At 59.0% G+C, this 22,068-nt stretch carries 25 protein-coding genes; 14 read left to right on the top strand and 11 right to left on the bottom strand.

What is annotated here, in order from left to right:
- Nucleotides 1-39: 39 nt before the first annotated feature.
- On the top strand, nt 40-1,275 hold the full coding sequence (locus ACR0J2_RS09040; RefSeq protein ID WP_170807880.1) for an adenylate/guanylate cyclase domain-containing protein: 1,236 nt from the start codon (nt 40-42) through the stop codon (nt 1,273-1,275).
- Between the two features lie 34 nt (nt 1,276-1,309).
- Here ACR0J2_RS09040 and ACR0J2_RS09035 read toward each other — a convergent pair whose 3' ends face one another.
- Entirely contained in the window at nt 1,310-1,687 is a 378-nt protein-coding gene (locus ACR0J2_RS09035; protein WP_170614793.1) for a VOC family protein, read from the bottom strand.
- A 40-nt stretch (nt 1,688-1,727) separates the two neighbouring features.
- Between ACR0J2_RS09035 and ACR0J2_RS09030 the strand changes: the two genes are divergently transcribed.
- Nucleotides 1,728-2,264 (top strand): winged helix-turn-helix transcriptional regulator, encoded by a 537-nt coding sequence (locus ACR0J2_RS09030; RefSeq protein WP_170614792.1) that lies wholly within the window; start codon nt 1,728-1,730, stop codon nt 2,262-2,264.
- Between the two features lie 36 nt (nt 2,265-2,300).
- Here ACR0J2_RS09030 and ACR0J2_RS09025 read toward each other — a convergent pair whose 3' ends face one another.
- On the bottom strand, nt 2,301-3,110 hold the full coding sequence (locus tag ACR0J2_RS09025; protein WP_170614791.1) for a division plane positioning ATPase MipZ: 810 nt from the start codon (nt 3,108-3,110) through the stop codon (nt 2,301-2,303).
- 22 nt (nt 3,111-3,132) lie between these two features.
- On the opposite strand from ACR0J2_RS09025, the gene ACR0J2_RS09020 reads away from it, so the two are divergent.
- Complete coding sequence (locus ACR0J2_RS09020; protein ID WP_480812330.1) at nt 3,133-3,408, top strand: hypothetical protein; 276 nt, start codon at nt 3,133-3,135, stop codon at nt 3,406-3,408.
- Between the two features lie 70 nt (nt 3,409-3,478).
- Nucleotides 3,479-3,850: a VOC family protein gene (locus tag ACR0J2_RS09015; protein WP_480812329.1), complete on the top strand. Its 372-nt coding sequence runs from the start codon at nt 3,479-3,481 to the stop codon at nt 3,848-3,850.
- Between the two features lie 64 nt (nt 3,851-3,914).
- Here the strand turns inward: ACR0J2_RS09015 and rpmE are convergent, their stop codons facing one another.
- Together rpmE and rplS are read right to left on the bottom strand one after the other, a co-directional pair.
- On the bottom strand, nt 3,915-4,136 hold the full coding sequence (gene rpmE / locus ACR0J2_RS09010) for a 50S ribosomal protein L31 (RefSeq protein WP_170428949.1): 222 nt from the start codon (nt 4,134-4,136) through the stop codon (nt 3,915-3,917).
- Between the two features lie 11 nt (nt 4,137-4,147).
- Nucleotides 4,148-4,531 (bottom strand): 50S ribosomal protein L19, encoded by a 384-nt coding sequence (gene rplS, locus ACR0J2_RS09005; RefSeq protein WP_170328369.1) that lies wholly within the window; start codon nt 4,529-4,531, stop codon nt 4,148-4,150.
- A 389-nt stretch (nt 4,532-4,920) separates the two neighbouring features.
- Between rplS and ACR0J2_RS09000 the strand changes: the two genes are divergently transcribed.
- Entirely contained in the window at nt 4,921-5,724 is an 804-nt protein-coding gene (locus ACR0J2_RS09000) for a glycoside hydrolase family 25 protein (RefSeq protein ID WP_480812328.1), read from the top strand.
- Nucleotides 5,725-5,839: 115 nt separating this feature from the next.
- Here the strand turns inward: ACR0J2_RS09000 and ACR0J2_RS08995 are convergent, their stop codons facing one another.
- Complete coding sequence (locus ACR0J2_RS08995) at nt 5,840-6,202, bottom strand: hypothetical protein (RefSeq protein ID WP_170614788.1); 363 nt, start codon at nt 6,200-6,202, stop codon at nt 5,840-5,842.
- Between the two features lie 216 nt (nt 6,203-6,418).
- A complete protein-coding gene (locus ACR0J2_RS08990; RefSeq protein ID WP_480812327.1) occupies nt 6,419-6,841 on the bottom strand; it encodes a hypothetical protein in 423 nt (140 codons plus the stop codon).
- 347 nt (nt 6,842-7,188) lie between these two features.
- Between ACR0J2_RS08990 and ACR0J2_RS08985 the strand changes: the two genes are divergently transcribed.
- Both ACR0J2_RS08985 and rpsD read left to right on the top strand, forming a co-directional pair.
- Entirely contained in the window at nt 7,189-7,641 is a 453-nt protein-coding gene (locus tag ACR0J2_RS08985) for a hypothetical protein (protein WP_480812326.1), read from the top strand.
- Nucleotides 7,642-7,860: 219 nt separating this feature from the next.
- Nucleotides 7,861-8,481 carry a 30S ribosomal protein S4 gene (gene rpsD / locus ACR0J2_RS08980; protein ID WP_170614785.1) on the top strand — a complete coding sequence of 207 codons (621 nt, stop codon included), beginning with the start codon at nt 7,861-7,863 and terminating at the stop codon, nt 8,479-8,481.
- A 124-nt stretch (nt 8,482-8,605) separates the two neighbouring features.
- On the opposite strand, the gene ACR0J2_RS08975 is transcribed toward rpsD, so the two are convergent.
- The gene (locus ACR0J2_RS08975) at nt 8,606-9,067 is read right to left on the bottom strand and encodes an Lrp/AsnC family transcriptional regulator (protein WP_170807887.1); all 462 of its coding nucleotides are present in this window, start codon (nt 9,065-9,067) and stop codon (nt 8,606-8,608) included.
- A gap of 103 nt (nt 9,068-9,170) precedes the next feature.
- Here ACR0J2_RS08975 and ACR0J2_RS08970 point away from each other — a divergent pair, with 103 nt between their 5' ends.
- From ACR0J2_RS08970 to ACR0J2_RS08955, 4 genes are all read left to right on the top strand, one after another.
- Complete coding sequence (locus ACR0J2_RS08970; RefSeq protein ID WP_480812325.1) at nt 9,171-10,586, top strand: aminotransferase class V-fold PLP-dependent enzyme; 1,416 nt, start codon at nt 9,171-9,173, stop codon at nt 10,584-10,586.
- 64 nt (nt 10,587-10,650) lie between these two features.
- Nucleotides 10,651-11,736 (top strand): histidinol-phosphate transaminase, encoded by a 1,086-nt coding sequence (gene hisC / locus ACR0J2_RS08965; protein WP_480812324.1) that lies wholly within the window; start codon nt 10,651-10,653, stop codon nt 11,734-11,736.
- Nucleotides 11,733-12,653 carry a prephenate/arogenate dehydrogenase family protein gene (locus tag ACR0J2_RS08960; protein WP_170680954.1) on the top strand — a complete coding sequence of 307 codons (921 nt, stop codon included), beginning with the start codon at nt 11,733-11,735 and terminating at the stop codon, nt 12,651-12,653. The genes hisC and ACR0J2_RS08960 overlap by 4 nt, the downstream gene beginning before the upstream one ends.
- Nucleotides 12,650-13,495, top strand: a complete 846-nt coding sequence (locus tag ACR0J2_RS08955; protein WP_170680952.1) for an extensin-like domain-containing protein — start codon at nt 12,650-12,652, stop codon at nt 13,493-13,495. The genes ACR0J2_RS08960 and ACR0J2_RS08955 overlap by 4 nt, the downstream gene beginning before the upstream one ends.
- On the opposite strand, the gene ACR0J2_RS08950 is transcribed toward ACR0J2_RS08955, so the two are convergent.
- Together ACR0J2_RS08950 and ACR0J2_RS08945 are read right to left on the bottom strand one after the other, a co-directional pair.
- Nucleotides 13,492-14,349 (bottom strand): FkbM family methyltransferase, encoded by an 858-nt coding sequence (locus tag ACR0J2_RS08950; RefSeq protein ID WP_480812323.1) that lies wholly within the window; start codon nt 14,347-14,349, stop codon nt 13,492-13,494. The genes ACR0J2_RS08955 and ACR0J2_RS08950 overlap by 4 nt on opposite strands.
- A gap of 58 nt (nt 14,350-14,407) precedes the next feature.
- On the bottom strand, nt 14,408-15,409 hold the full coding sequence (locus tag ACR0J2_RS08945; protein ID WP_480812322.1) for a DUF2125 domain-containing protein: 1,002 nt from the start codon (nt 15,407-15,409) through the stop codon (nt 14,408-14,410).
- Between the two features lie 67 nt (nt 15,410-15,476).
- Between ACR0J2_RS08945 and ACR0J2_RS08940 the strand changes: the two genes are divergently transcribed.
- From ACR0J2_RS08940 to ACR0J2_RS08930, 3 genes are all read left to right on the top strand, one after another.
- Nucleotides 15,477-16,007 carry a gamma-glutamylcyclotransferase gene (locus ACR0J2_RS08940; RefSeq protein ID WP_480714020.1) on the top strand — a complete coding sequence of 177 codons (531 nt, stop codon included), beginning with the start codon at nt 15,477-15,479 and terminating at the stop codon, nt 16,005-16,007.
- Between the two features lie 69 nt (nt 16,008-16,076).
- Nucleotides 16,077-17,255 carry a biopolymer transporter ExbB gene (locus tag ACR0J2_RS08935; protein ID WP_170619555.1) on the top strand — a complete coding sequence of 393 codons (1,179 nt, stop codon included), beginning with the start codon at nt 16,077-16,079 and terminating at the stop codon, nt 17,253-17,255.
- Between the two features lie 3 nt (nt 17,256-17,258).
- A complete protein-coding gene (locus tag ACR0J2_RS08930; protein ID WP_480812321.1) occupies nt 17,259-18,938 on the top strand; it encodes a peptidoglycan -binding protein in 1,680 nt (559 codons plus the stop codon).
- Between the two features lie 10 nt (nt 18,939-18,948).
- On the opposite strand, the gene ACR0J2_RS08925 is transcribed toward ACR0J2_RS08930, so the two are convergent.
- Nucleotides 18,949-19,557 carry a DJ-1/PfpI family protein gene (locus tag ACR0J2_RS08925; protein ID WP_480812320.1) on the bottom strand — a complete coding sequence of 203 codons (609 nt, stop codon included), beginning with the start codon at nt 19,555-19,557 and terminating at the stop codon, nt 18,949-18,951.
- 78 nt (nt 19,558-19,635) lie between these two features.
- Nucleotides 19,636-21,960 carry an ATP-dependent Clp protease ATP-binding subunit ClpA gene (gene clpA, locus ACR0J2_RS08920; RefSeq protein WP_170680940.1) on the bottom strand — a complete coding sequence of 775 codons (2,325 nt, stop codon included), beginning with the start codon at nt 21,958-21,960 and terminating at the stop codon, nt 19,636-19,638.
- Nucleotides 21,961-22,068: the final 108 nt, after the last annotated feature.

The raw sequence follows: 22,068 nt of genomic DNA, 5'->3' as shown, positions 1-22,068 counted from the left end.
TACCCCAGATGATCAACAGACTTGATACAGGACTTGAATATGACGGCCCCCGACACCGAAACGGCAAAAGCGGACTCTCTGATCGAATGGCTGGTCGACCGGGGGCTGGAAGGGGCCGGAAAAGAAGAGTTGCTGGACGGGTACTGCGCGCGACTGGTTGATCTGGGCGTGCCCCTCATGCGGTTTCACGCGGCGCAATCTGCCCTGCACCCGGTGTATGGCGGCACAGGATACAGCTGGTATCACGGGCATGGCGGAGACTATCAGAAGTTCGAGTATTCCGAAGAACCCAGCCCGCAATGGCAGCAAAGCCCGCTTTATGCACTGATGACAGAGGACATGCAGAACCTGCGTGAACGGCTGGTTGATCAGAACACGCCCAGCCGTTTTCCGTTGCTCAATGAACTGCGCGAGCAGGGCGCCACGGATTACTACGCAACAGGTGTATCCTTCGAGCGTCCCATGCGCGAGGCCCTGAAAGAGCCGGACACTTCGGTTGACGGAGTGCTGATGTCCTGGACCAGCGACGCGCCCGAGGGGTTCCGCGATCATGATCTGAACCTGATTAATTCCGTCTTGCCCCATCTGGGACTTGCGCTCAAATCGGCGTCCAACAGCCGGATGGCCAGGGATCTGATGCGCGTCTATCTGGGCCGGGACGCGGGGCGCCGGGTGCTGTCAGGGGAAATTCGCCGCGGCTCGCTACAGCAGATCGACGCGGTGATCTGGAACTTCGATCTTGAAGATTTCACCAGCCTGTCCGAGCAATTGCCCGGCCCGGAAATCATCGAAATGCTGAATGACTATCTGGCGGTTGTGGTGGCGGTCGTGCACGAATGCGGTGGCAATATCCTGAAATTCATGGGCGACGGGCTGATGGCCATGTTCGATGTCGGGGAAATCGACGAAGACGCGCGCGCCGCGCTGGCTGCCGTAGCGCTGTTGCAGGATCGAATGGCCGCAAGGAACGCGCAGCGGCAGGCAGAGGGTCTGCGCGTTGTTGGTTACACCCTGGCGCTGCACGCAGGTGAGATCCTCTATGGCAATATCGGAGCGGAAAACCGGCTGGATTTCACCGTGATCGGACCTGCGGTCAATCAGGCCGCCCGCATCTCCGGCATGCACCGGTCTCTGGGGCAGCGAATCCTGATATCAGACGACGTCGCCCGGGCCGCCGAGCCTTGCAGTCACGAGCTTGTATCGTTGGGCCGCTACATGCTGCGCGGTGTGACCGAGCCGAAAGAGCTGTTTACTGTCTACAGGGCCGCCGAATAACGGCGGCCCGTGGGATTGCGCCGGTCGTAAGATGTCATCCTTGTCCGGTCAGGTCCTGCGCCAACATCATGGCGTTGCCGTCCAAGTCGTAGAATGTGGCGGTGCTGACCATCCCCTCGATGGTTTCTGTGTCGCCGTCGAATTTGACCCCGGCCGTTTCCAGCGCGCCCCTTGCCGTTTTGATGTCGCTTACTCCAAATACAGGGACGGTGTTACCGGGCGCGGGTTCGGTCTGCTCGCCCAGCCCCAAGGTTACGCCGTCGGTCTTTGTCTGCATTTCGCTCCAGCCGGCCTCGTCAATGTGATGGATCAGCTCAAACCCAAGCATGTCGCTGTACCATTTGGCGCTGGCGTGACGGTCGCGGACTGAGATCGCAAGCGTGATCGTGTTTTCCAAAGAAACTGGCAGCATCGGTCTTTCCTACTATCTAATAATAAAGTAACTATACTTTATGGACACAAAGTCACTTGTCAAGCTTACGTCGCGGGCATGGTCGCTGAGCATTCTGGCAAAGCTGCACGCGGGCGTTCCGGGGCGGCAGGCACCGTTGATTGCGGCGACGGGGGCAAGTCGCAGTTCGTTTACCCAGAGCCTTGGGCACCTGATCGAGTTAAGGCTTCTTGAGAAAAACCCCGGCCACGGTCATCCACTGCGCCCCGAATTCCGGCTAACGCAGAGCGGTAAAGAAATGGCCGAGGTTGCAAGCAGAATTGTTAAGGCCGTGCCCGACGAAGACGACTTTGCCCTTCTGAGGCGAAGCTGGACCGTGCCGATTCTGGCCGTGACGCAAAAACCCCAGCGCTTTTCTGTCATAAAATCAGATCTGTCCACGATCACCGACCGCGCGCTGTCGAAGTCGCTCTATCTTTTGGAAACGCATGACTGGCTTAGGCGCGACATCGATGTCTCAGGCCGATCGCCCTTTCCGACCTACCTTGCCATCAATCGTGGCATCGAAGTCAACAAGGCGATCGCCCTGGCAAAATGATCAGGATGTTCAAGGCAGCGGTGAAGATGTGCCCCGTCAGAAGTCGATCTCGACCCCCGGCAGGTTCAGTTCTTTCATCATGTCGCGCAGCTCTTGTCGCGCGGCTATGTTCGAGATGTTCAGCTGTTTGACCCCGATATCCTTGAGGTCCAGCAGGGTCAGGCCGCGCGGAAACAGCTCGCGGAAAATCACCCGTTCGGAAAAGCCGGATGCAACCCTGAAACCGATCCTCTGAGAAAGCATCTCGATCGCGCGCTGCATCTTTTCTTTGTTTACCATGCGCTGTGTGCCGACCCGGTTGCGGACCACAACCCAGTCGATGGGTTTCAGCCCTGCCTGCGCCCGCAGCTGACGCGCATTCCACACCATTTCCGAATAGACCGACGGCCCGAGGATCTTTTCACCCTTCGAGTCGATCCGTGCCAACAAGTCGAAGTCGATGAAGCTGTCGTTCAGCGGTGTGATCAACGTGTCGGCCAACGAATGCGCCACCTGGCTGAGGCGCGTGTGCGAGCCGGGGCAGTCGATCAGGATGAAATCGCTGTCGCTTTCCAGTTCAGCAACGGCGGCGGACAGGCGGTGGTCATAGATATTCTCGCCCGGCTTCAGCGTGGCCGCATCGATTTCGGGCAGGTCGTGATGACGCGGGCTGGGCAGGCTCAGGTCCGAACTTCTGAGAAAGTTCAGGCGGTTTTCGAAGTAACGCCCAAGGCTGCGCTGCCGCAGGTCCAGATCCAGTGTGCTGACCTTGTGCCCCAGCCGCGCCAACGCCGTCGCCACATGCATCGAAACGGTCGATTTGCCTGCGCCGCCCTTTTCGTTCCCGACCACAATGATATGTGCCATGCTTGTATTCCCAAGTCCCGCCGTGTTTGCCCACACGTTGTTTGTGGCCACTATATGTTGTGTTTGGTGGGAAGGAAAGAACCTCAAGCGGTGTATTGGCCTATTATTGGCGAGGAAACCGGAAAACAGCGCGGAGCGGGCGGGTTACACCGTGCAACATGACGGGCGGCTTGCGCCGTTTCTCAGGTTTGCCAAAGAAACGATGGGCCAGACAGGCAAAAAACAGCGCGTGTTTGCGAAGGCCGTGACCTGCATTTTCCCATTGGGCTTTCAAGGTCAGTCGATGCCGGTTTCGTGACTTGTATACCTGTGGCACCTGACGGACAGTGCGTCGCAAACAGCTAAGCAATCAGCAAAGGACATCCTGAATGATCGGATATGTTACCATTGGTGTTTCCAACATGGACAAGGCCAAGGAGTTCTATACTGCGCTTTTCGCGGACAAAGGCGCGCAGGTTCTGATCGATGCCGGTCGGATTGCGTTCATCGGCAACGATCCGACTGCACCCATGCTGGCGGTTTGCGAACCCTATGACGGCGAAACCTGCGCGTCAGGAAATGGCAACATGCTGGCCTTTGTCGCCGAATCCAAAGATGCGGTCACCACCATGTATGACAGGGCCATCAGCCTTGGCGCGACGGACGAGGGCGAGCCGGGCCAGCGTGTGCCTGACCGTTTCTACGGCGCATATGTGCGGGACCTGGACGGCAACAAGCTGTGCTTTTACGTGTTCGGATAATCCCAACACGCTCCAAAAAAAGGCCGCCCAATGGGCGGCCTTCTGCATTCGGAACCGGTCAGGCTTAGAAGCCCAGACCTTCGTATTTTTTCTTGAACTTCGACACGCGGCCGCCGGCGTCCATCAGACGCGACGAGCCACCGGTCCACGCGGGGTGCGAGGAGGGGTCGATTTCCAGCGCCAGCTGGTCGCCTTCGGCGCCCCAGGTGGATTTCATCTGAACCACGGTGCCATCGGTCATTTTGACGTTGATGACGTGATAATCGGGATGGATGTCTTTTTTCATCTTTCCGCTCCTTACGCCTCGGCGCCAGCCTTGGGCTTGTAGTTGGTGACTTCTGCGATACGCGCGGACTTACCACGGCGCGAGCGCAGATAGTACAGTTTGGCGCGACGGACGCGGCCACGGCGGACAACGGTGATGCTGTCGATGTTGGTCGAATGCAGCGGGAAAACACGCTCCACGCCTTCGCCAAACGAGATTTTGCGAACGGTGAACGAACCGGCGATGCCGCTGCCACCTTTGCGCGCGATGCAGACGCCTTCGTAGTTCTGCACACGGGTACGCGACCCTTCGGTCACTTTAAAGCCGACACGGATGGTGTCTCCGGCTTTGAAATCGGGGATGTCTTTCCCCAGGGCGGCAATCTGTTCCGCCTCAAGCTGTGCGATCAGGTCCATCGCAGGTACTCCTATCTGCTCGTGGTTGGTCCACGAAGTTTGGGCACGGCCTGAGAGCTCTTGGTCTTCACCGGGTCCTGCGCACAGCCCGCCAGAGGTCAGATCGAATGTTCCTTTGGTCTGGCTTGCCGCATCGCGTCCGGGCCGAAGAAAGCGGGACGTCACGCTTTGAAACAAACCAAAACACCGGAGTCGCATGACGCGGCACCAGATTGCGCTGCTTTAGGCGTTTTGGTGCCCGGGATCAAGCATGAATTGTCAATTTCTGAAGGTGCCCGGTGTGCAAGCGGTAAGTTTCCGCCGTCACGCAATTGTAGCGTTGTCTTATCACGCAGATTTGTCATTCTGAACCCAACAATACGAGCAGATATTTCAGGCAGGTTAGAATAATGCGCTTAGTGGTCTTACTGGCACTCATCGGGCTGACACTTGTATCATGCGGGCGGCGTCCTCCGCCACCACAGGTGGTCGAGCACTTCGAGGTAACGGACCCGAAACCGCCATTGGTTATTCACCCTCGCTTTGGCGATGCGGACCCTCATGAATGGGAGGGGCGGCAACCCGGAAGCTACCCGGTCCATGGGCTGGACGTGTCGCGCTGGCAGGACTCGATCGATTGGCGCACTGCCCGCTCTGCCGGGGTCAGCTTTGTGTTCATCAAGGCCACTGAAGGGGGCGATTTCGCAGACCCGCGCTTCAACGAACACAGGCAGGGCGCGCAGGCAGCGGGTGTGCCGTGGGGCGCGTACCACTATTATTACTTTTGCCGTCCTGCTGCCGAACAGGCCCGCTGGTTTATCCGCAACGTGCCCAAGGGTGCCGATCTGCCCCATGTTCTCGACATGGAATGGACGCCACATTCCAAGACCTGCACTTTGCGGCCCGATGGCAAAACAGTGCGGGCCGAGGCCGAGAAATTCCTGAATATTCTCGAGCGTCACTACGGGCGCAGACCGATCGTCTACACCACCGTGGATTTTTATCAGGACACCAATATCAGTCGCCTGCCCAAAACCGAGTTCTGGTTGCGTTCGGTTGCCGGGCACCCTCGCGACGTTTATCCGAATACGATCTGGCGTTTCTGGCAATACACTGGCACCGGGCTGGTCCCGGGGGTCCAGGGCAAGGTTGATATCAACACATTCAACGGAGAGCCGGAAATCTGGGCCCGCTGGAAGGCTGGAGGCAACTGAGTTTTCTTGGGGGGTGAGATCCGGACGTTTGCTTTTCCGAATTCCGGGTAACAGCAAAAGCACGGATGATCCGGTCAGGCTTGCCCATTTGGGCAGGCCTGTTTTGGTAGCTGTCTTAGCTATTTTCGGGCGAACTGCTTTCGCCTTCTGAAAGCACCAGAAAAGCGCCGAGCCCAAGTAGGACGGCGGGAACAATTGACAAAAAGCTCAGGCCGAAGGCCCATAAAATTCCGACAGCGGACAGGCCCATCAGGCCAGCTCCAACCTGCGCGTTCCTGCCGGCGATGCCTCCGCCCAGAAGGCCGGCGACCGGCAACACCAGCGACATGATGCTGTAGAACTGCGCGGATGACGCGCCTTGTTCATACCCGATGCCGCTGGACAACGAACCGAGGGCGGATGAGGCGCTGTAGCCCACCGCACCGACCAATAAGGCTATAACACCGCCGATAATTCCAAGTATCATTCCAGTTTTCATTGTAATCTCCTGCTTGAAATTGTTGGGTCTGCGACCCTGTTCAAACGCTAAGAGACCAACCGTCTGGCGGGCAATGATTTCGCAATGACAACTTTTGTAATCCGGTCAGATATCGTGTACCGATCGGGCAGGATATCCGTACTTGCAATGACTTGCCACGCGCATGCCGAGGCGGAGACGTTCCCCGCCATGGATGCCGTCAGGCAAGTGCACCCATCAATTCAAAGTCGGTTTGTAGCTTTCAACGGTGCCGCCGCCGATAAGGTGGCTTAACCGGTTCTCGCGTTCCGTGCCGTAACTGTCGCCCAGCCAGAAGACTTCACCATCCGTCAGGTCACGGCGTTCAAAGCCGTGCTTGGCCAGGCAGCGGTCGACGCCGTCGATCTTGCCGTTTTCATAAATGGTGTCCTGATTCATCCCGACAATCGCCGGGCCCAGAACCACGCCAACCAGAATGACACCGGTTGCATAGCCACCGACAACGGCGCTGGTGCCGCCGGCCTCGGCATTGGCCGAGCAACTCTGAACTGCCCTGCGGGCAAAGGCAAGATCGTGGCCGGGCTTTACGGGGATGGACGGTCCGGGATTGGCGGCACAAGCACTCAGAACAAGCAATGCACCAAACAATAACTTTTTCATTTTACAAACTTATTCACTCTTGGGAGGTCGATTCCGACCAGTATTCTCCAAGCTGAGTACCTGCATTTTCGAGCAACCTCAAAGTGAATTGCTTCATTGCTGCTTTCTGCGACTTTCTGGTCACAATCGCCCGGATGAGACGGCCAAAATGGGGGGGGGGGTGATCGCGTTCTTAGATGTCAATGGACCGTGTGCTGAAACCCTGTGAAAAGCCCGGGAGTATCGATTTGAAATGGCAAAAGCACAACATTCCTGTGAATGCTGCAATTCGGTCTTTTTTCCGACCAATTCTTAATAGATAAATACGCATCGGTAACGTGTAGTTTGTTGAAAGGTCGGGCGGGCAAATGAGAACCGGACAAAACGGTCGCAAAGCTATCTTGTGGACACAAACTGAAATCGACGGGCTTGAGGCTGCGCCTCTGGAATCGTTGACGGTAGGTGCGGCATGGTCCTGGCGCGGCGTGGCACGTCGACTGGACGTGGCTGCCGAGATGATGCTGGGCAAGGCAGAAAGCGTCGGCAGCAGAGTTGTTGCTGAAAATGTGTATTCCACTTCGGACATAACCGGTGATGCCTTCGGCTCCGTTGTTCTGACCAACGGCGCACGGCAATTCCTTGCGGAGTTGATTGTCCACGAAGGTGAAGACGCGCCGACGCTGGTTTTTGAACAGGATTTCCCCGAGCGGGATCAGGATTACTGGGTCAGCGAAATCCGGGAAATCGGCCTGCCACTGGACACCATCGATCACAGCAACAGCACAGTGATCGCATTTCCGGCACGGAACGGTATACGGTAATATTCCCCACAATTGGTGCAACGGGCCGGCCGTTTCCCTGCGGGTTGAAAAATCAAAGCCCCGAGACCTGTTGACTCTCCGAAATTCACGGATATAAGCGCGGCTTCATTGGTGTTGGTGGCCCCCGCAAGGGGATGCCTGTCATGGGGGAAACCTCAAGAGGACAACGCCCTTCATAGTGGCCTGAATGGGCCTCGACCTGAACGAAGGAGATCAGCCGTGACCAAACGCACGTCTGCCAAGTACAAAATCGACCGCCGGATGGGCGAAAACATCTGGGGTCGTCCGAAATCCCCGGTCAACCGTCGTGAATACGGCCCCGGCCAGCACGGCCAGCGCCGCAAGGGCAAACTGTCGGACTTCGGTCTGCAGCTGCGCGCCAAGCAGAAGCTGAAAGGCTACTATGGCGACCTGACCGAGAAGCAGTTCCGCCGCATCTACGCCGAAGCCGAGCGTGTCAAAGGCGATACCGGTGAAAACCTGATCGGCCTGCTGGAGCGTCGCCTGGACGCTGTTGTCTATCGCGCCAAGTTCGTGGCGACCGTGTTTGCTGCACGTCAGTTCGTGAACCACGGCCACGTCAAGGTGAACGGCCAGCGCGTCAACATCCCGTCCTACCGTGTCAAGGAAGGCGACGTGATCGAAGTGCGTGACAAGTCCAAGCAACTGGCCGTTGTTCTGGAAGCCGCTGCTCTGGCCGAGCGTGATGTGCCTGACTACATCGACGCCGACCATTCGAAAATGACCGCGACCTTCGTGCGCGCGCCGGGCCTGAGCGATGTGCCTTACCCGGTCGTCATGGAGCCGAACCTGGTCGTCGAATTCTACGCGAAAAACTGATCTTCGCCGATCCCAAGTTTCAAAGGCCGCGCTGTTCTGCGCGGCCTTTTTTTGTTGGGGGCTCTGCCCCCATCGCGGCAGGCCGCGCTTCCCCCGGGATATTTTTGGCCAGATGAAGTGCGGATCAGAGCGGTAGCGGACGCCCCTCGGCAATCGCTTCCATGGCGAAATACGAAGTCACGCTGTCCAGTTCCACCTTTTCGATCAGGCGCTGATAGACCTTGTCGTAAGATGCCATGTCCTGGGTCACCACCTTGAGCTGATAGTCATAGTCGCCGCCGATCCGGTGGAAATCCACCACTTCAGGGATGGTCAGGACGTGGCTGCGAAAAGCCTGCAGCCATTCCGTCGAATGGTGCCGGGTGCGCAGCATGACAAAGACAACTAGGCTGAGCCCCAGCTTTTCACGCGCGATCCGGGCACTGGAACCTCGCAGCACGCCATCGTCGGTCAACGCCTTGAGGCGGCGCCAGCACGCATTCTGCGACAGGCCGACCCGGTCGGCCAACTCGCGTTGCGACAACGAAGCATCCCGTTGCAGCTCTTTCAGAATGCGTGTGTCTATTTGATCTAATTTTGAGGCCATTCCTGATCATATGACACAAAAAAGGAGAAAATGAAGCAAAAATAGGTGAAGTTTTTAGAACAAGGTTCAATCACATTGCTTCCAAAGGAATGGAGCAGATGCAATGACCTTGTCCGAATTTCGAGCAAACCTTCAGACCGCCGCTCAAGATTCATCGCTGCGTGAAGGGCTGATCGGAGAGAACGTGCTGATCCCTGGTCTGCATCGGGACGTACCGCTTGTTTATGCGGATTACGTGGCCTCCGGCCGTGCGTTGCGGCAGGTCGAAAACTTTGTGGCCGGGCATGTGTTGCCGTTCTATGCCAACAGCCATACTGAGGCCTCTTTTTGCGGATCCTATATGACGCGTTTGCGCCGCGAAGCACGCGCAGAGATCGCCCGCATTGTTGGCGCAAGGGGAGAAGACGCGGTGATTTTTACCGGGTCGGGTGCCACTGCGGGTCTCAACCGGCTGGTCAGTTTGCTGGGGATAGAGCAAGCTGACCAGCCGGTTGTCCTGATCGGGCCGTATGAACATCATTCGAATATTCTGCCGTGGCGGGAAAGCAAGGCGCGTGTGATCGAAATTCCCGAAGCCCCAGAGGGTGGCCTTGATCTGGATGCACTGAAAGAGGCGCTGGTTGCAAACCAGGATGCGGATCTGCTGATTGGTTCGTTTTCGGCGGCATCAAACGTGACGGGCATCATCACCAATCCCGATCCGGTCACACGTTTGCTGAAGAAGCATGGCGCTGTGTCGGTCTGGGACTATGCCGGTGGCGGACCTTATCTGCCGATGGATATGGGGCCGGCGGACGCGCGCAAGGATGCGATAGTCGTGTCACCACACAAATTTCCGGGCGGGCCGGGGGGGTCGGGCGTTCTGATCGTGAACAGTCATGCGGTTCAGCGCAGCTGCCCCAGCTGGCCCGGTGGCGGAACGGTCAGTTTCGTGTCGCCCTGGCACCATGATTACAGCGAAGATCTTGCCACCCGGGAAGAGGCCGGAACGCCAAACGTCATCGGAGATATCCGCGCCGCGCTGGCCTTCATCGTCAAGGATGTCGTTGGCGCCGAGGAGATCGCAAAGCGCGAGGCGCTTTACAATCAAATGGCGCTGGACGGCTGGCGTGGCAATCCAAACCTGACATTGCTGGGCGTGGACAACTCGCACCGCCTGCCCATCTTTTCGTTTCTCGTCCGCGACAATTCTGGCCAGCCGGTGCACCAGCAGTTGTTCACTCGCATGCTGAGTGATGTCTATGGCATTCAGGCTCGCGGCGGATGTGCCTGCGCCGGGCCTTATGCGCACCGATTGCTGGGCATAGACCGCGCGACATCCGAGGTGTTGCATGCCGAATTGTCCGCAGGGAAAGAGATGAAGAAACCCGGCTGGGTGCGGCTGAACTTCTCGTACCTGATGACCGAAGAGACGGTTCAGTTCATCATCGACAGTGTTAATGACCTGTCGCACCGGACCGAAGAATTCGCGCCATTCTACGACGCTGATCCGGCAACGGCCCGCTTCCGGGCGGCCTAAGGGAATTGCCGCTTTTCTCAATCCGTTGAGACAGGTATGAGGGGCTCGGATAACGGAGCCCCTCATGACCAAGATTACCCCGCAACCCGGCATCATGGACATCGCGCTGTATCAGGGCGGCCAGTCGCATATCAAAGGCGTGGCGGATGTCATCAAGCTGAGTTCCAACGAAAACCCCTTTGGTCCGGGCCCAAAGGCGATTGAGGCCGTTCGGGAAACTGCTGCCATGCTGCATCGCTATCCCAGCACGGATCATGCCAGCCTGCGCAGTGCAATTGGCGAGCAGAACGGGCTGGATGCGGCGCGGATCATCTGTGGCGTCGGCAGCGACGAAGTTCTTCAGTTCGTGGCGCAGGCCTATGCGGGACCGGGCGATGAGGTGATCCATACCGAGCATGGATTTTCCATGTACCCGATCATCGCCCGTATGGTCGGCGCGGACCCCATCATGGTGGCCGAAACAGATCGCACGGTCGATGTGGATGCCATTCTGGCTGCCGTCACCGAACGCACACGGATCGTTTTTGTCACCAATCCCGGCAATCCGACTTCGACCATGATTTCCGAGGCCGAACTGACGAGATTGGCGGAAAACCTGCCCGAAAGCTGCCTGATGGTGGTTGATGGCGCCTACGCCGAGTTTGTCGATGGGTTTGATGGCGGCGCGGCATTGGTGGACCGTTTTGAAAATGTGATCATGACGCGGACTTTTTCCAAGATCTACGGTCTGGGCGGGCTGCGTGTCGGCTGGGGGTACGCGCAGCAGCCGATCATCGATGTGCTCAACCGGGTCCGCCAGCCCTTCAACCTGTCGCAGACTGCGCTGGCCGCAGCAGAAGCGGCGGTGCGGGACACCGATTACATGACGTTTTGCCAGACCGAGAACGCCCGCCTGCGCGTTTGGTTGTCGGATGAGCTGGCGAAGATCGGCGTTCCGTCAGACCGGTCTTGCACCAATTTCATCCTGGCGCGCTTTGCTGATCAAGCCGAGGCCGAGGCCTGCGACGACTACCTGAAAACCCAGGGTTTGATTGTTCGGCGGGTTGCAGGCTACAACCTGCCGAACGCGCTGCGGATCACCGTTGGCGATGAAGAGGCCTGCCGCCGTGTCGTGGCAGCAATCACCGCGTTCAAAGGGGGCGCAGCATGAGCCAGATATATGACCGTGTGGCGCTGATCGGGCTGGGTCTGATCGCTTCCTCGATGTTCTGGGCCATCAAACGCGCCGGTCTGGCCGGCGAAGTCACGGGCTATGCACGGTCCGAAGCCACCCGTGATACGGCGCGGCGCATCGGGTTGTGCGACCGCGTGTGCGACACGGCGCGCGAGGCCGTTGAAGGGGCCGATCTGGTGGTGCTGTGCGTTCCCGTTGGTGCGATGGAAGCTGTTGCGCAGGACATCGCACCGGTCCTGAAACCCGGCGCCACCGTGACGGATGTCGGTTCGGTCAAGCGCCACGTTATTCAGGCCGTGTCACCGCACGTTCCCGATGGCGTGCATTTCATTCCCGCCCACCCATTGGCCGGAACCGAGCATTCCGGCCCCGAAGCCGGGTTTGCGGAACTGTTCGACAATCGCTGGTGCCTATTGGTGCCGGTGGAAGACGCTGACCCTGAAGCCGTTACCCGGCTGCGTGCCCTGTGGGAGGGGATGGGCTCGAACGTTGATGAAATGGATGCCGACCATCACGATCTGGTTCTGGCCGTGACCTCTCATGCGCCGCACCTGATTGCCTATACGATGGTGGGCGTCGCGGACGATCTGCGGCGGGTCACAGATAGCGAGGTGATCAAGTACTCGGCAGCCGGTTTCCGGGATTTCACCCGGATTGCAGCGTCTGATCCGACTATGTGGCGCGATGTGTTTCTGACCAACAAAGACGCGACGCTGGAAATTCTCGGGCGCTTTACCGAAGAACTTTTTGCCCTGCAACGTGCGATCCGCACCGGGGATGGCGAGCATCTGTTCGATTACTTCACCCGCACCCGCGCGATCCGACGCGGCATCATCGACGCGGGTCAGGATACGGACGCGCCCGACTTTGGACGTGGCAAGGCCCATTCATGACAAAGATCTGGGGGCGCATACTGGTCGGAACTGCGGTGTTGATCGCCACCGCAACCACGGCTGCGCCACCGGAACAATCGCTGTTTCCATTGACACGCCCGGCGGCTTTTTCAGGGGGCGCAGTGATTTCCAAAGCGGCAGCAACCGTTGCGGCGCTGTCAGAGATGCGGCCCCAAACACGTCCGGAATCGCCTCAGGTTTTGGCCGCTGCTGCGCGACCTTCGGATCTGCCGCTGCTGGGACCGGACACGTCACTGATGCCGTACCTGCGGCCCAAAGAGTTGGAGCAACAGGCTTTTCTGAAGAAACGCAAACTGCGCAAGGGGTCTGTTTGCGGTGACATCGCCATTCAGGGCAAAGCGGTGGGCAGGGTGTCGGGCAAGATCAAGGCCTGCGGGATCAAGGATGCGGTCCAGATCACATCAGTTTCGGGTGTCGCGCTCAGCCGCCCGTCGACGATGGATTGCGGCACGGCGATCGCGCTCAACAAATGGGTCGACAAAGCCGTCATTCCCACCTTCAAAAGACGTGGTCCGGTAGTCGAGTTGCAGGTGGCGGCCCATTACGCCTGCCGCACGCGCAACAGCCAAAAAGGTGCCCGGATTTCGGAACACGGCAAGGGGCGTGCCATCGACATCTCGGGTTTCACAATGGCCGATGGTGAGGTTGTGACGGTTTTGAACGGTTGGCGCAAAAACCCCTCGCAAAAGCAGCTGATCAAGGTTTGGCGCGGTGCCTGTGGCCCGTTCGGAACCGTGCTGGGACCAAACTCGGACAGGTATCACCGCGATCATTTCCACCTGGACACGGCGCGGTACCGCAGCGGTACGTTCTGCCGCTAGTTCCGGCGCGCTTGCGATTTCAGGTTCATTGCCAGCAGATCGGTCTGTGCGTGGATGTGATTGAAACTCTCACGGGTCAGAACCTTTTGACCGTTCGCAAAATCAACGACGTGATCATAGGCCTCAAACAGAATATCCCGCAGCTTTTCGTTTTCGGAGGCATCCTTTTTGGGGGTGTATTCCAAATAGACCGGGGGTTTGACTTCGCCCAGGGTTCGCAGTGCGCCTTGCAGGACCTGCAATTCATGCCCTTCGACGTCGATCCAGATTAAACGAAGATCCTGAAGCGATTGGGCTTGGGTCTCGAGAAGTGAATCAACGGTGGTCACATCCACCATGATCGCATTATCCTGCGCCTCTCCGATTTTCGAACCGCCCCGGTTCAGTTCACTTGTGACGAAGGGCAACTGCCCGCTTTTGTCAGATGCGCCAACGCGCAGAATGGTCACTTTATCGTTCAGGTCGTTGATCTGAACGTTCCGGCACAGCAATTCGTGGTTTTCGGGGTCGGGTTCGATTGCAACGACCGAGTTGCAGTGCAGATCCCTGAAGAAATAAACTGTGTGTGTACCGATATTTGCACCGACCTCCAGCACGGAACCGCCTTCCGGGGGCTGGCCCGAACGGGTCAGATATTCGGCCAGTTCACGCACCGGTTCGCGACTGAACTCACCGAATTTCGTCAGGTGTTCTCCAATGACATCATGAGGGTAATAGACCAGGCTGTGATCGTCGAAATTGCGAAAGAACAGAACGTCATCTGTCCACAACTGCCGCAGCAGTTCGCGCCTGATCTTCTTGTGTCCCAGCGCCCAGTTCGAAATCCGATTGGAAATGAGTGTTCTTAGTCCCATTGACCGTTCCCTTAAGCGCTGAATTCTGTTTCGTGTCTGCCCAAGGTATCGCCGGGCATCACCGCAATATCAACCGGGGTGCAGGTCCCAGGGGCAAGGGGCCCAGTGCCACGAAACCGTCGCGGAAATTGAGCTGTAGGTCCAGCGCATTCGGATTTCCGCCCAAACCGGCCATAAAGTTCAGCGCCCGCGTGACCGGGTCAACCGCCTGATCCGGCAAGGCACCGGCGGCGTTGGCCATGGCGATCATGTCGCGCCAGTTTTCCGCTTTGATGGCGATTTCGCCGGTTGGAATGCCCTGCGCGTCAACATCCAGCTCGCCAGCAGCAAACAGGCGCAACTCACCCCATCTGATTTCTGCGAGCCTCAGATCGATGGCTACCGGCTGGGGTCTGCTTTCCTCAAGCGCAGAACGATCCCAGGGCTTGTCAAAAGTGACGGTCATGTCCATCGCCAGCGTTTCAAATGCCTGCGGCAGCGATGTGGCCGACCGCATGAGGTCGCGCAGGTCCATGCCTGGCCGAAAGCCGTCGATCCGGGCGCTGACCTTGTATGCTTCGGGCTGGCCGGACTGTTCCATAACCAGATCAAGGGTTTCACCACCGGCCACCGCAGCAGCTTCGCCTGCGACAATCCACTTGTCTGCAGTCAGGGCCATCTTTTCCAGAACAAGTGCGACACCCGGCTGCAATTGCAACTCTGCCTGCAAATCCGTTGCCTGAACGGTCGCCGTCTGGTCGAAATAGGACAGCCGCTGGGGCGTATCCGCAAAACGCAGCACCTGCCGACCGGGCCAGATCGCAGGGCTTTCGAACTCGATCCAGTCGGCGCTCCAGGCGGTGCCGTTAACCGGATCGGCCAGCCCCGGGTTGTTCAGCCGGGTCACGTGATGCGTCGGATAACCAGCTGTCGCGACCTCGGAAAATTCGGCCTGCCAGCCCAGTTCCTGTTGCTTGTCGAACCAGGCGGTTATCGCGCTGCGCAGCCCGTAACCGGCGATGAACCAATAGGCACTCCAGGCAACGGCAACAAATATGAGTACTCGTATCAGACGGCGCATGACAAATGGCCCTTTTTCCTGCGTCGGATTTGATGTTTATAGGCGCAAACGGGCAAGGACCAGAGTAATGACGATGTGGGTTTTCGGATATGGATCGCTGCTGTGGAATCCTGGGTTTCCGGTGGCGCGCAGCGAACGCGCAACCTTGCAGGGATATGCACGCTCTTTCTGCATGAGTTCCATCCACCACCGCGGCACCGAGGACAACCCGGGTCTGGTGCTGGCGCTGGACGAGCAGACCGACGCCCATTGCAAGGGTCTGGCACTGGCGGTCGAAACGGGGCACGAGGAACGCACCCTGCACGAACTGCGCGAGCGCGAGCTGATTTCCTCGGCCTATGTCGAGAAGATGCTGGATGTGCATCTGGACTGCGGTACAGTGGTGAATGCCGTGACCTATGTGATCGACGAGGCCCATGTGCAGTATTGCGGTGGCATGCCCTTGGAAGAACAGGCTCAGATTATCGCCCATGCCGTCGGCGGGCGCGGTCCGAACACCGAATATCTGTACAATACGACCGAACATCTGGCCGAGATCGGTCTGCGCGATCCCGATCTTGAGTGGTTGTCGCAACGGGTGCGCAGCATTACCGCATAAACCCTTGGCGTCACCGGCGGAAGTTCGCTAGATTCAGCGCAGAGCAGGCAAAAACCGGGAATGACGCGCATGGCGCAGGCACATCAGGGCGCGAGACCCCATTTCTCGCATCCCATCCGACAGATCGTGATGATGTTGATCGCGATTGGCCTGTCAGGGCTGGGTGTGTTCATGGCGCTGCCATACGTGCTGCCGGTGTTTCAGGCGAACCCCTATCTGAACGGGTTCATTCTGCTTGTTTTCGTCATCGGCGTTCTGGCCTGTTTCTATCAGGTGGGGCAGCTGATCGGCTCCGTCCGCTGGATCGAGGCATTTGTCGGCGGTGTCGTGCGCGAGGATGCCCGGACACCGCAGCTGTTGGCACCGCTGGCCTCGCTGCTGCGCGAACGCGGTGCGCGGTCGCAGATCAGTTCCAGTTCAACCCGGTCAATTCTGGATTCCGTCGCCGAACGGGTCGAGGAAGAGCGTGAGATCACACGCTATATCACCAACGTCCTAATTTACCTTGGCCTTCTGGGTACATTCTTTGGCCTTGCCACCACCGTTCCGGCCATAGTCGACACCATCCGCAGCCTGAACCCGCAGGAAGGCGAAGAAGGGTTGGCGGTGTTCAACCGGCTGATGACCGGGCTCGAGGCGCAGTTGCAGGGTATGGGCGTCGCATTTGGATCCTCGCTGCTTGGGTTGGCTGGCTCCTTGATCGTTGGCCTGCTGGAACTCTTTGCCGGGCACGGCCAAAACCGGTTCTATCGCGAGCTTGAGGAATGGCTGTCATCGATCACCCGCGTCGGGTTCGCGGCAAGTGAAGAAGGCGGCGCAGAAATCGCGGTTCTGACGCCGGTTCTGGATGCAATGTCCGAACAGATGAATGCGCTGCAGGATCTGTTTTCCGCGCAGGAAGCTGACCGCGCCGACCTTTCGGCCAAGATGGGTCAGCTGGTTCGAACCATCGGGGACATGAACCAGCGGCAGTCTGAAACCGAAGGTGTGACATCTGCTTTGGAACGCGTGGCCCTTGGTCAGGACGCGCTGCTGGATCACATGCGCGAACATGGCGCCGGCGACGGGATCGACGCCGAAAGCCGGATGCGCCTGCGGTCGATGGACGTGCAGCTGCTGCGTATCCTCGAGGAAATTTCGGCTGGCCGTCAGGAAAGCATGAACGAGATGCGCAAGGATATCGAATTGCTGGTCAGGGCGCTGACCCTGCCCAAGGGCGCCGTGCGCAGCACACCGGAAGGCGAGTAAACCATGGCTCTGTCCCGCCGCACAGGTCAACGCTTCCAGGGTTCGGTCTGGCCCGGCTTTGTGGATGCGATGACCGGGCTGCTGATGGTTCTGACCTTCGTTCTGACCATCTTCATGGTGGTGCAATTCGTCCTGCGCGAGACTATTTCGGGGCAGGAGGATGAGCTGACGGCCCTGTCCGACGAAGTCGCCGCGTTGGCAGGCGCACTGGGGCTGGAAGAGCGTGAAAACAGCCGTTTGCAGGCCCGTCTGGGGGCGCTGAATGCGACCTTGACGCAGGCCGAAGATGACCTGTCACAGGCACAGACCCGGATCACGGATTTCGAGGCTCAGGTCGCGGCTCTGCTGGTTGATCAGGAAGAGGCGCGCGGGGCGATTGCCGATCTTCAATCCCAGCGCGAGGAATTGCTGAGCGAACAGGAGGCCCTGAACCTTGCGCTTGCCCAGCGCCGGGAAGAAATCGACGCGCAGGCCGAAGCTGCCCGTTTGGCTGCCGCCCGCCGGGAAGCGCTGGAAGCGCTCGTTGCCGACCTAGAGGCGAGCGAGGCAACCCAAAGCAGCCGGATCGCTGAACTTGAAGAAACACTGAGCGCGGAAGAGGCCGCGAAACTGGCCGAAGCCGCCGCCGCCGAAAACCTGCGCAACCGTCTTCAGGACGCCGATGCGGAGCTGACGGCGATGACCCTGGCACTTGAGGCGCAGCGCAAGGACGCCGAGGATACTCTGACCTTGCTCGCCGCGGCGCAGGCAGCCAAGGCCGAGCTGGAGCGTCGCTTTGGCGATCTGGATCCGGAAGAATTGAAGGCGCAACTCAAGGCCGCCCTGGCCGCGCAGACCCAGGCGCAAGCGGATGCCGAGGCGCAGAAGACACTGGCAGAAGAGCGGGCAACATTGCTGGCGGTGGCACGTAACACGATTGCGGATGAAAAAGAAATCTCTGCAGAAGCGCAGCGGCAAACGGCGCTTTTGAATCAACAGATGGCTGCACTGCGCGGGCAGCTTGGATCGTTGCAGGCCCTGCTGGATGACTACGAAGAGCGTAACGCTTCAGCCAATATCCGCATCCAGACACTGGGGCAGGACCTGAACGCCGCCCTGGCGCGGGCGGCCTCGGAAGAACGCCGTCGCCGCTTGCTGGAAGAGGCCGAGCGGATACGGCTTGAGGCCGAAGCCGAAGCGCTGTCGGGTCAGAACCAGCAACTGGCGGCGCAGGCCGAAGATCTGCAACGGTACCGGTCCGAGTTTTTCGGGCGCCTGCGCGAGGTTCTTGGGGATCAGGAAGGCGTACGGATCGAAGGCGACCGGTTCGTGTTCTCGTCCGAGGTTCTGTTCGACACCGGCTCGGCCGTCCTTTCCCCGGAAGGGCAATTGGAGGTCGCCAAGGTGGCCAATATCCTGCGCAGCGTGGCGGCGGAAATCCCTGAAGGATTGAATTGGGTCATCCGGGTGGACGGGCACACCGACAACGTGCCGCTGGCCGGAACAGGGCGGTATCAGGACAACTGGGAACTCAGCCAGGGGCGCGCCTTGTCCGTTGTTCGCTACATGGTCGACGCGCTGGGCATCCCGCCAGACCGGCTTGCCGCAAACGGCTTTGGTGAATTCCAGCCCGTCAATCCGTCAGATACGCCCGAAGCCCGCGCCCAGAACCGGCGGATCGAGCTGAAACTGACCGAGCGCTGATCCCTTTACATCACGTCAGCCCATGCACGCGGGCAAACGGATCGTGGGTCTTGTCCTTGTGCCAGGTATACTCACACCACACCGACACCTTTTCGGCTACATCCGTTCCGTGCATCAGGGCAATGGCACCCAGGGCCATATCCATTCCGGCGGAAACGCCGGATGAGGTCAGGAATGGCCCGTCTTCAACCCATCTGGCCCGGGGAACCCACTCCACGTCGGGCCCTTGGGCGCAGACCCACGAAAAAGCCGCCTTGTTGGTCGTGGCGCGTCGGTTGTCCAATACTCCGGCCCTGGCAAGAAGGGCGCTGCCAGTGCATACGCTCAAGGTGAATTCCGCCTTATCCGAACTGTCCGCAATCCAATCCAACAAGCGTGAGTTGTTGACTTCCTTGCGGGTGCCGGCTCCGCCCGGCACAAAAAGAATGTCATAGCCCTGCGCCGCGTCGATCGTCGTGTCGGCAAAGGCCTTCAGCTTTTGATTGCTTTCAACCGGCCCACTGGTTTCCGCGACAAGCTCCAGGGTGAAGTCATCGGTGAGCAGGCCGAACATCTCCATCGGGCCGAACACATCCAGCAACTCAAACCCGGGAAAAATCAAAGCGCCGATTTTGCGCATCCCTGTCTCCTGTCCTTTGAACGAAAATCGCCTGCCAATTTGGGTTGGCAGGCGAAGGCTGTCGTTTCATTCTTCGGGTCAATCTGCCGTTAGCAGCGGAGGTTTGTCGCCCGGAATACGCGGCTGATCGGGGCCGAGGATTTCCAGATCCAGCTCGCCGTCCTTGACGGATACGCGGACCACACCGCCCTTGGCGAGTTTTCCGAACAGCAATTCCTCGGCCAGCGGTTTCTTGATGTGCTCCTGAATAACCCGGCCCAACGGGCGGGCCCCCATCTTGTCGTCATAACCCTTGTCGGCCAGCCATTCGGCTGCGTTGGGGGTCAGATCGATCGAGACGCCGCGATCCAAAAGCTGCGCCTCAAGCTGCAGGACGAACTTCTCGACCACCTGCAGGATAACCTCTTTCGGCAGCGGCGCGAACGAGATCACCGCATCCAGACGGTTGCGGAACTCCGGCGTGAACATGCGCTCGATTGCGGCTGTGTCCTCGCCCTCGCGGCGATCACGGGCAAAACCGATGGCGGCCTTGGCCTGTTCCTGCGCGCCCGCGTTCGAGGTCATGATCAGAACCACGTTGCGAAAGTTCACTGTGCGGCCGTTGTGATCGGTCAGCTCACCGTGGTCCATCACCTGCAACAGGATGTTGAACACGTCCGGGTGCGCTTTCTCGATCTCATCCAGCAGCAGGACGCAATGCGGATGCTGGTCGACGCCGTCGGTCAACAGACCGCCCTGGTCGAACCCGACATAGCCCGGAGGCGCACCGATCAGACGGGAAACCGCATGTTTCTCCATGTATTCGGACATGTCGAACCGCAGCAGTTCCACACCCAGCGTATCGGCCAGCTGTTTCGCAACCTCGGTTTTACCCACACCGGTCGGGCCGGCGAACAGGTAATTGCCGATTGGCTTTTCAGGCTCACGCAAACCCGCGCGTGCCAGTTTGATCGCGCTGGACAGCGCCTCGATGGCTTCGTCCTGACCAAACACCACCCGTTTCAGCGAAGCCTCCAGGTCTTTGAGAACCTCGGCATCATCCTTGGTGACGTTCTTGGGCGGAATGCGGGCGATCTTGGCGACCACCGCTTCGATCTCTTTCACACCGATGGTCTTGCGGCGTTTGCTTTCCGCGACCAGATGCTGGGCCGCGCCGGCCTCGTCGATCACGTCGATCGCCTTGTCGGGCAGTTTGCGGTCATTGATATAGCGCGCCGACAGTTCCACAGCGGTTTTGATCGCATCAGCGGTATATTTGATCTCGTGATGCTTTTCGAAATAGGGTTTCAGACCACGCAGAATTTTCACGCTGTCCTCGACCGAAGGCTCATTCACGTCGATCTTCTGGAACCGGCGGCTGAGCGCACGGTCCTTCTCGAAATGCTGACGGAACTCTTTGTACGTGGTCGAGCCCATGGTACGCAGCTTGCCGCCCTGCAGTGCAGGTTTCAGCAGGTTCGACGCGTCCATCGCGCCGCCCGAAGTGGCGCCGGCACCGATCACGGTGTGAATCTCGTCGATGAACAAGACCGCGTCAGGATGGTCTTCCAACTCGGTCACGACCGCCTTGAGACGCTCCTCGAAATCACCGCGGTATCGGGTTCCGGCCAGCAACGCACCCATGTCGAGCGAGTAGATCGTGGTGTTGGCCAGAACATCCGGCGCTTCACCCGCGACGATCTTATGCGCCAAACCCTCGGCGATGGCGGTTTTGCCTACACCCGGATCACCCACCAGCAGCGGGTTGTTCTTGCGACGGCGGCACAGCACCTGGATGCAGCGCTCGACCTCATCTGCGCGCCCGATCAGCGGATCGACATCTCCGGCCCGCGATTTGGCATTCAGATCGATGCAATACTTGCCCAGCGCGCTTTCCTTTTGTTCGCCTTCACCGGCGCTAGACTGAACCTCTTCCTCAACCTGATCCGCGCCGGAAACGGGGCGGTTTTCACCATAGGCAGGATCCTTGGCCACGCCATGTGCGATGAAGTTCACCGCGTCATAGCGGGTCATGTCCTGCTCCTGCAGGAAATAGGCCGCGTTGCTTTCGCGTTCGGCGAAGATGGCGACCAGAACGTTGGCCCCGGTGACTTCGGTCCGGCCAGAGCTTTGAACGTGAATCGCCGCGCGCTGGATGACACGCTGGAAGGCTGCGGTCGGCACCGCCTCGGATCCGTCAATATCCGTCACCAGATTTGACAGATCCTCGTCGATGAACTCGACAAGGGTACTGCGCAACTCATCCAGATCGACGCTGCACGCCTTCATCACGCGCACCGCATCGGGTTCTTCCAGCAGCGCCAGCAGCAGATGCTCCAGCGTTGCGAATTCATGTCGCCGTTCGTTCGCCGCAGCCAGGGCCGCGTGAATGGCTTGTTCTAATGTGCTCGAGAATGAAGGCACGCGGGTGCTCCTCTGTCTTGGGTCAGAAGGGGGCGCGTTAAAGGTCGGATCCCCATCCCAACCATGTCCTCATACTATTAGAGTTTGGTTGATCGTGGCGCGGCTTCA

It is taken from the genome of Ruegeria sp. CG4 (assembly GCF_056537185.1).
The sequence above is the reverse complement of the archived record's forward strand: the minus strand, read 5'-3'. Positions and strand labels throughout refer to the sequence as shown.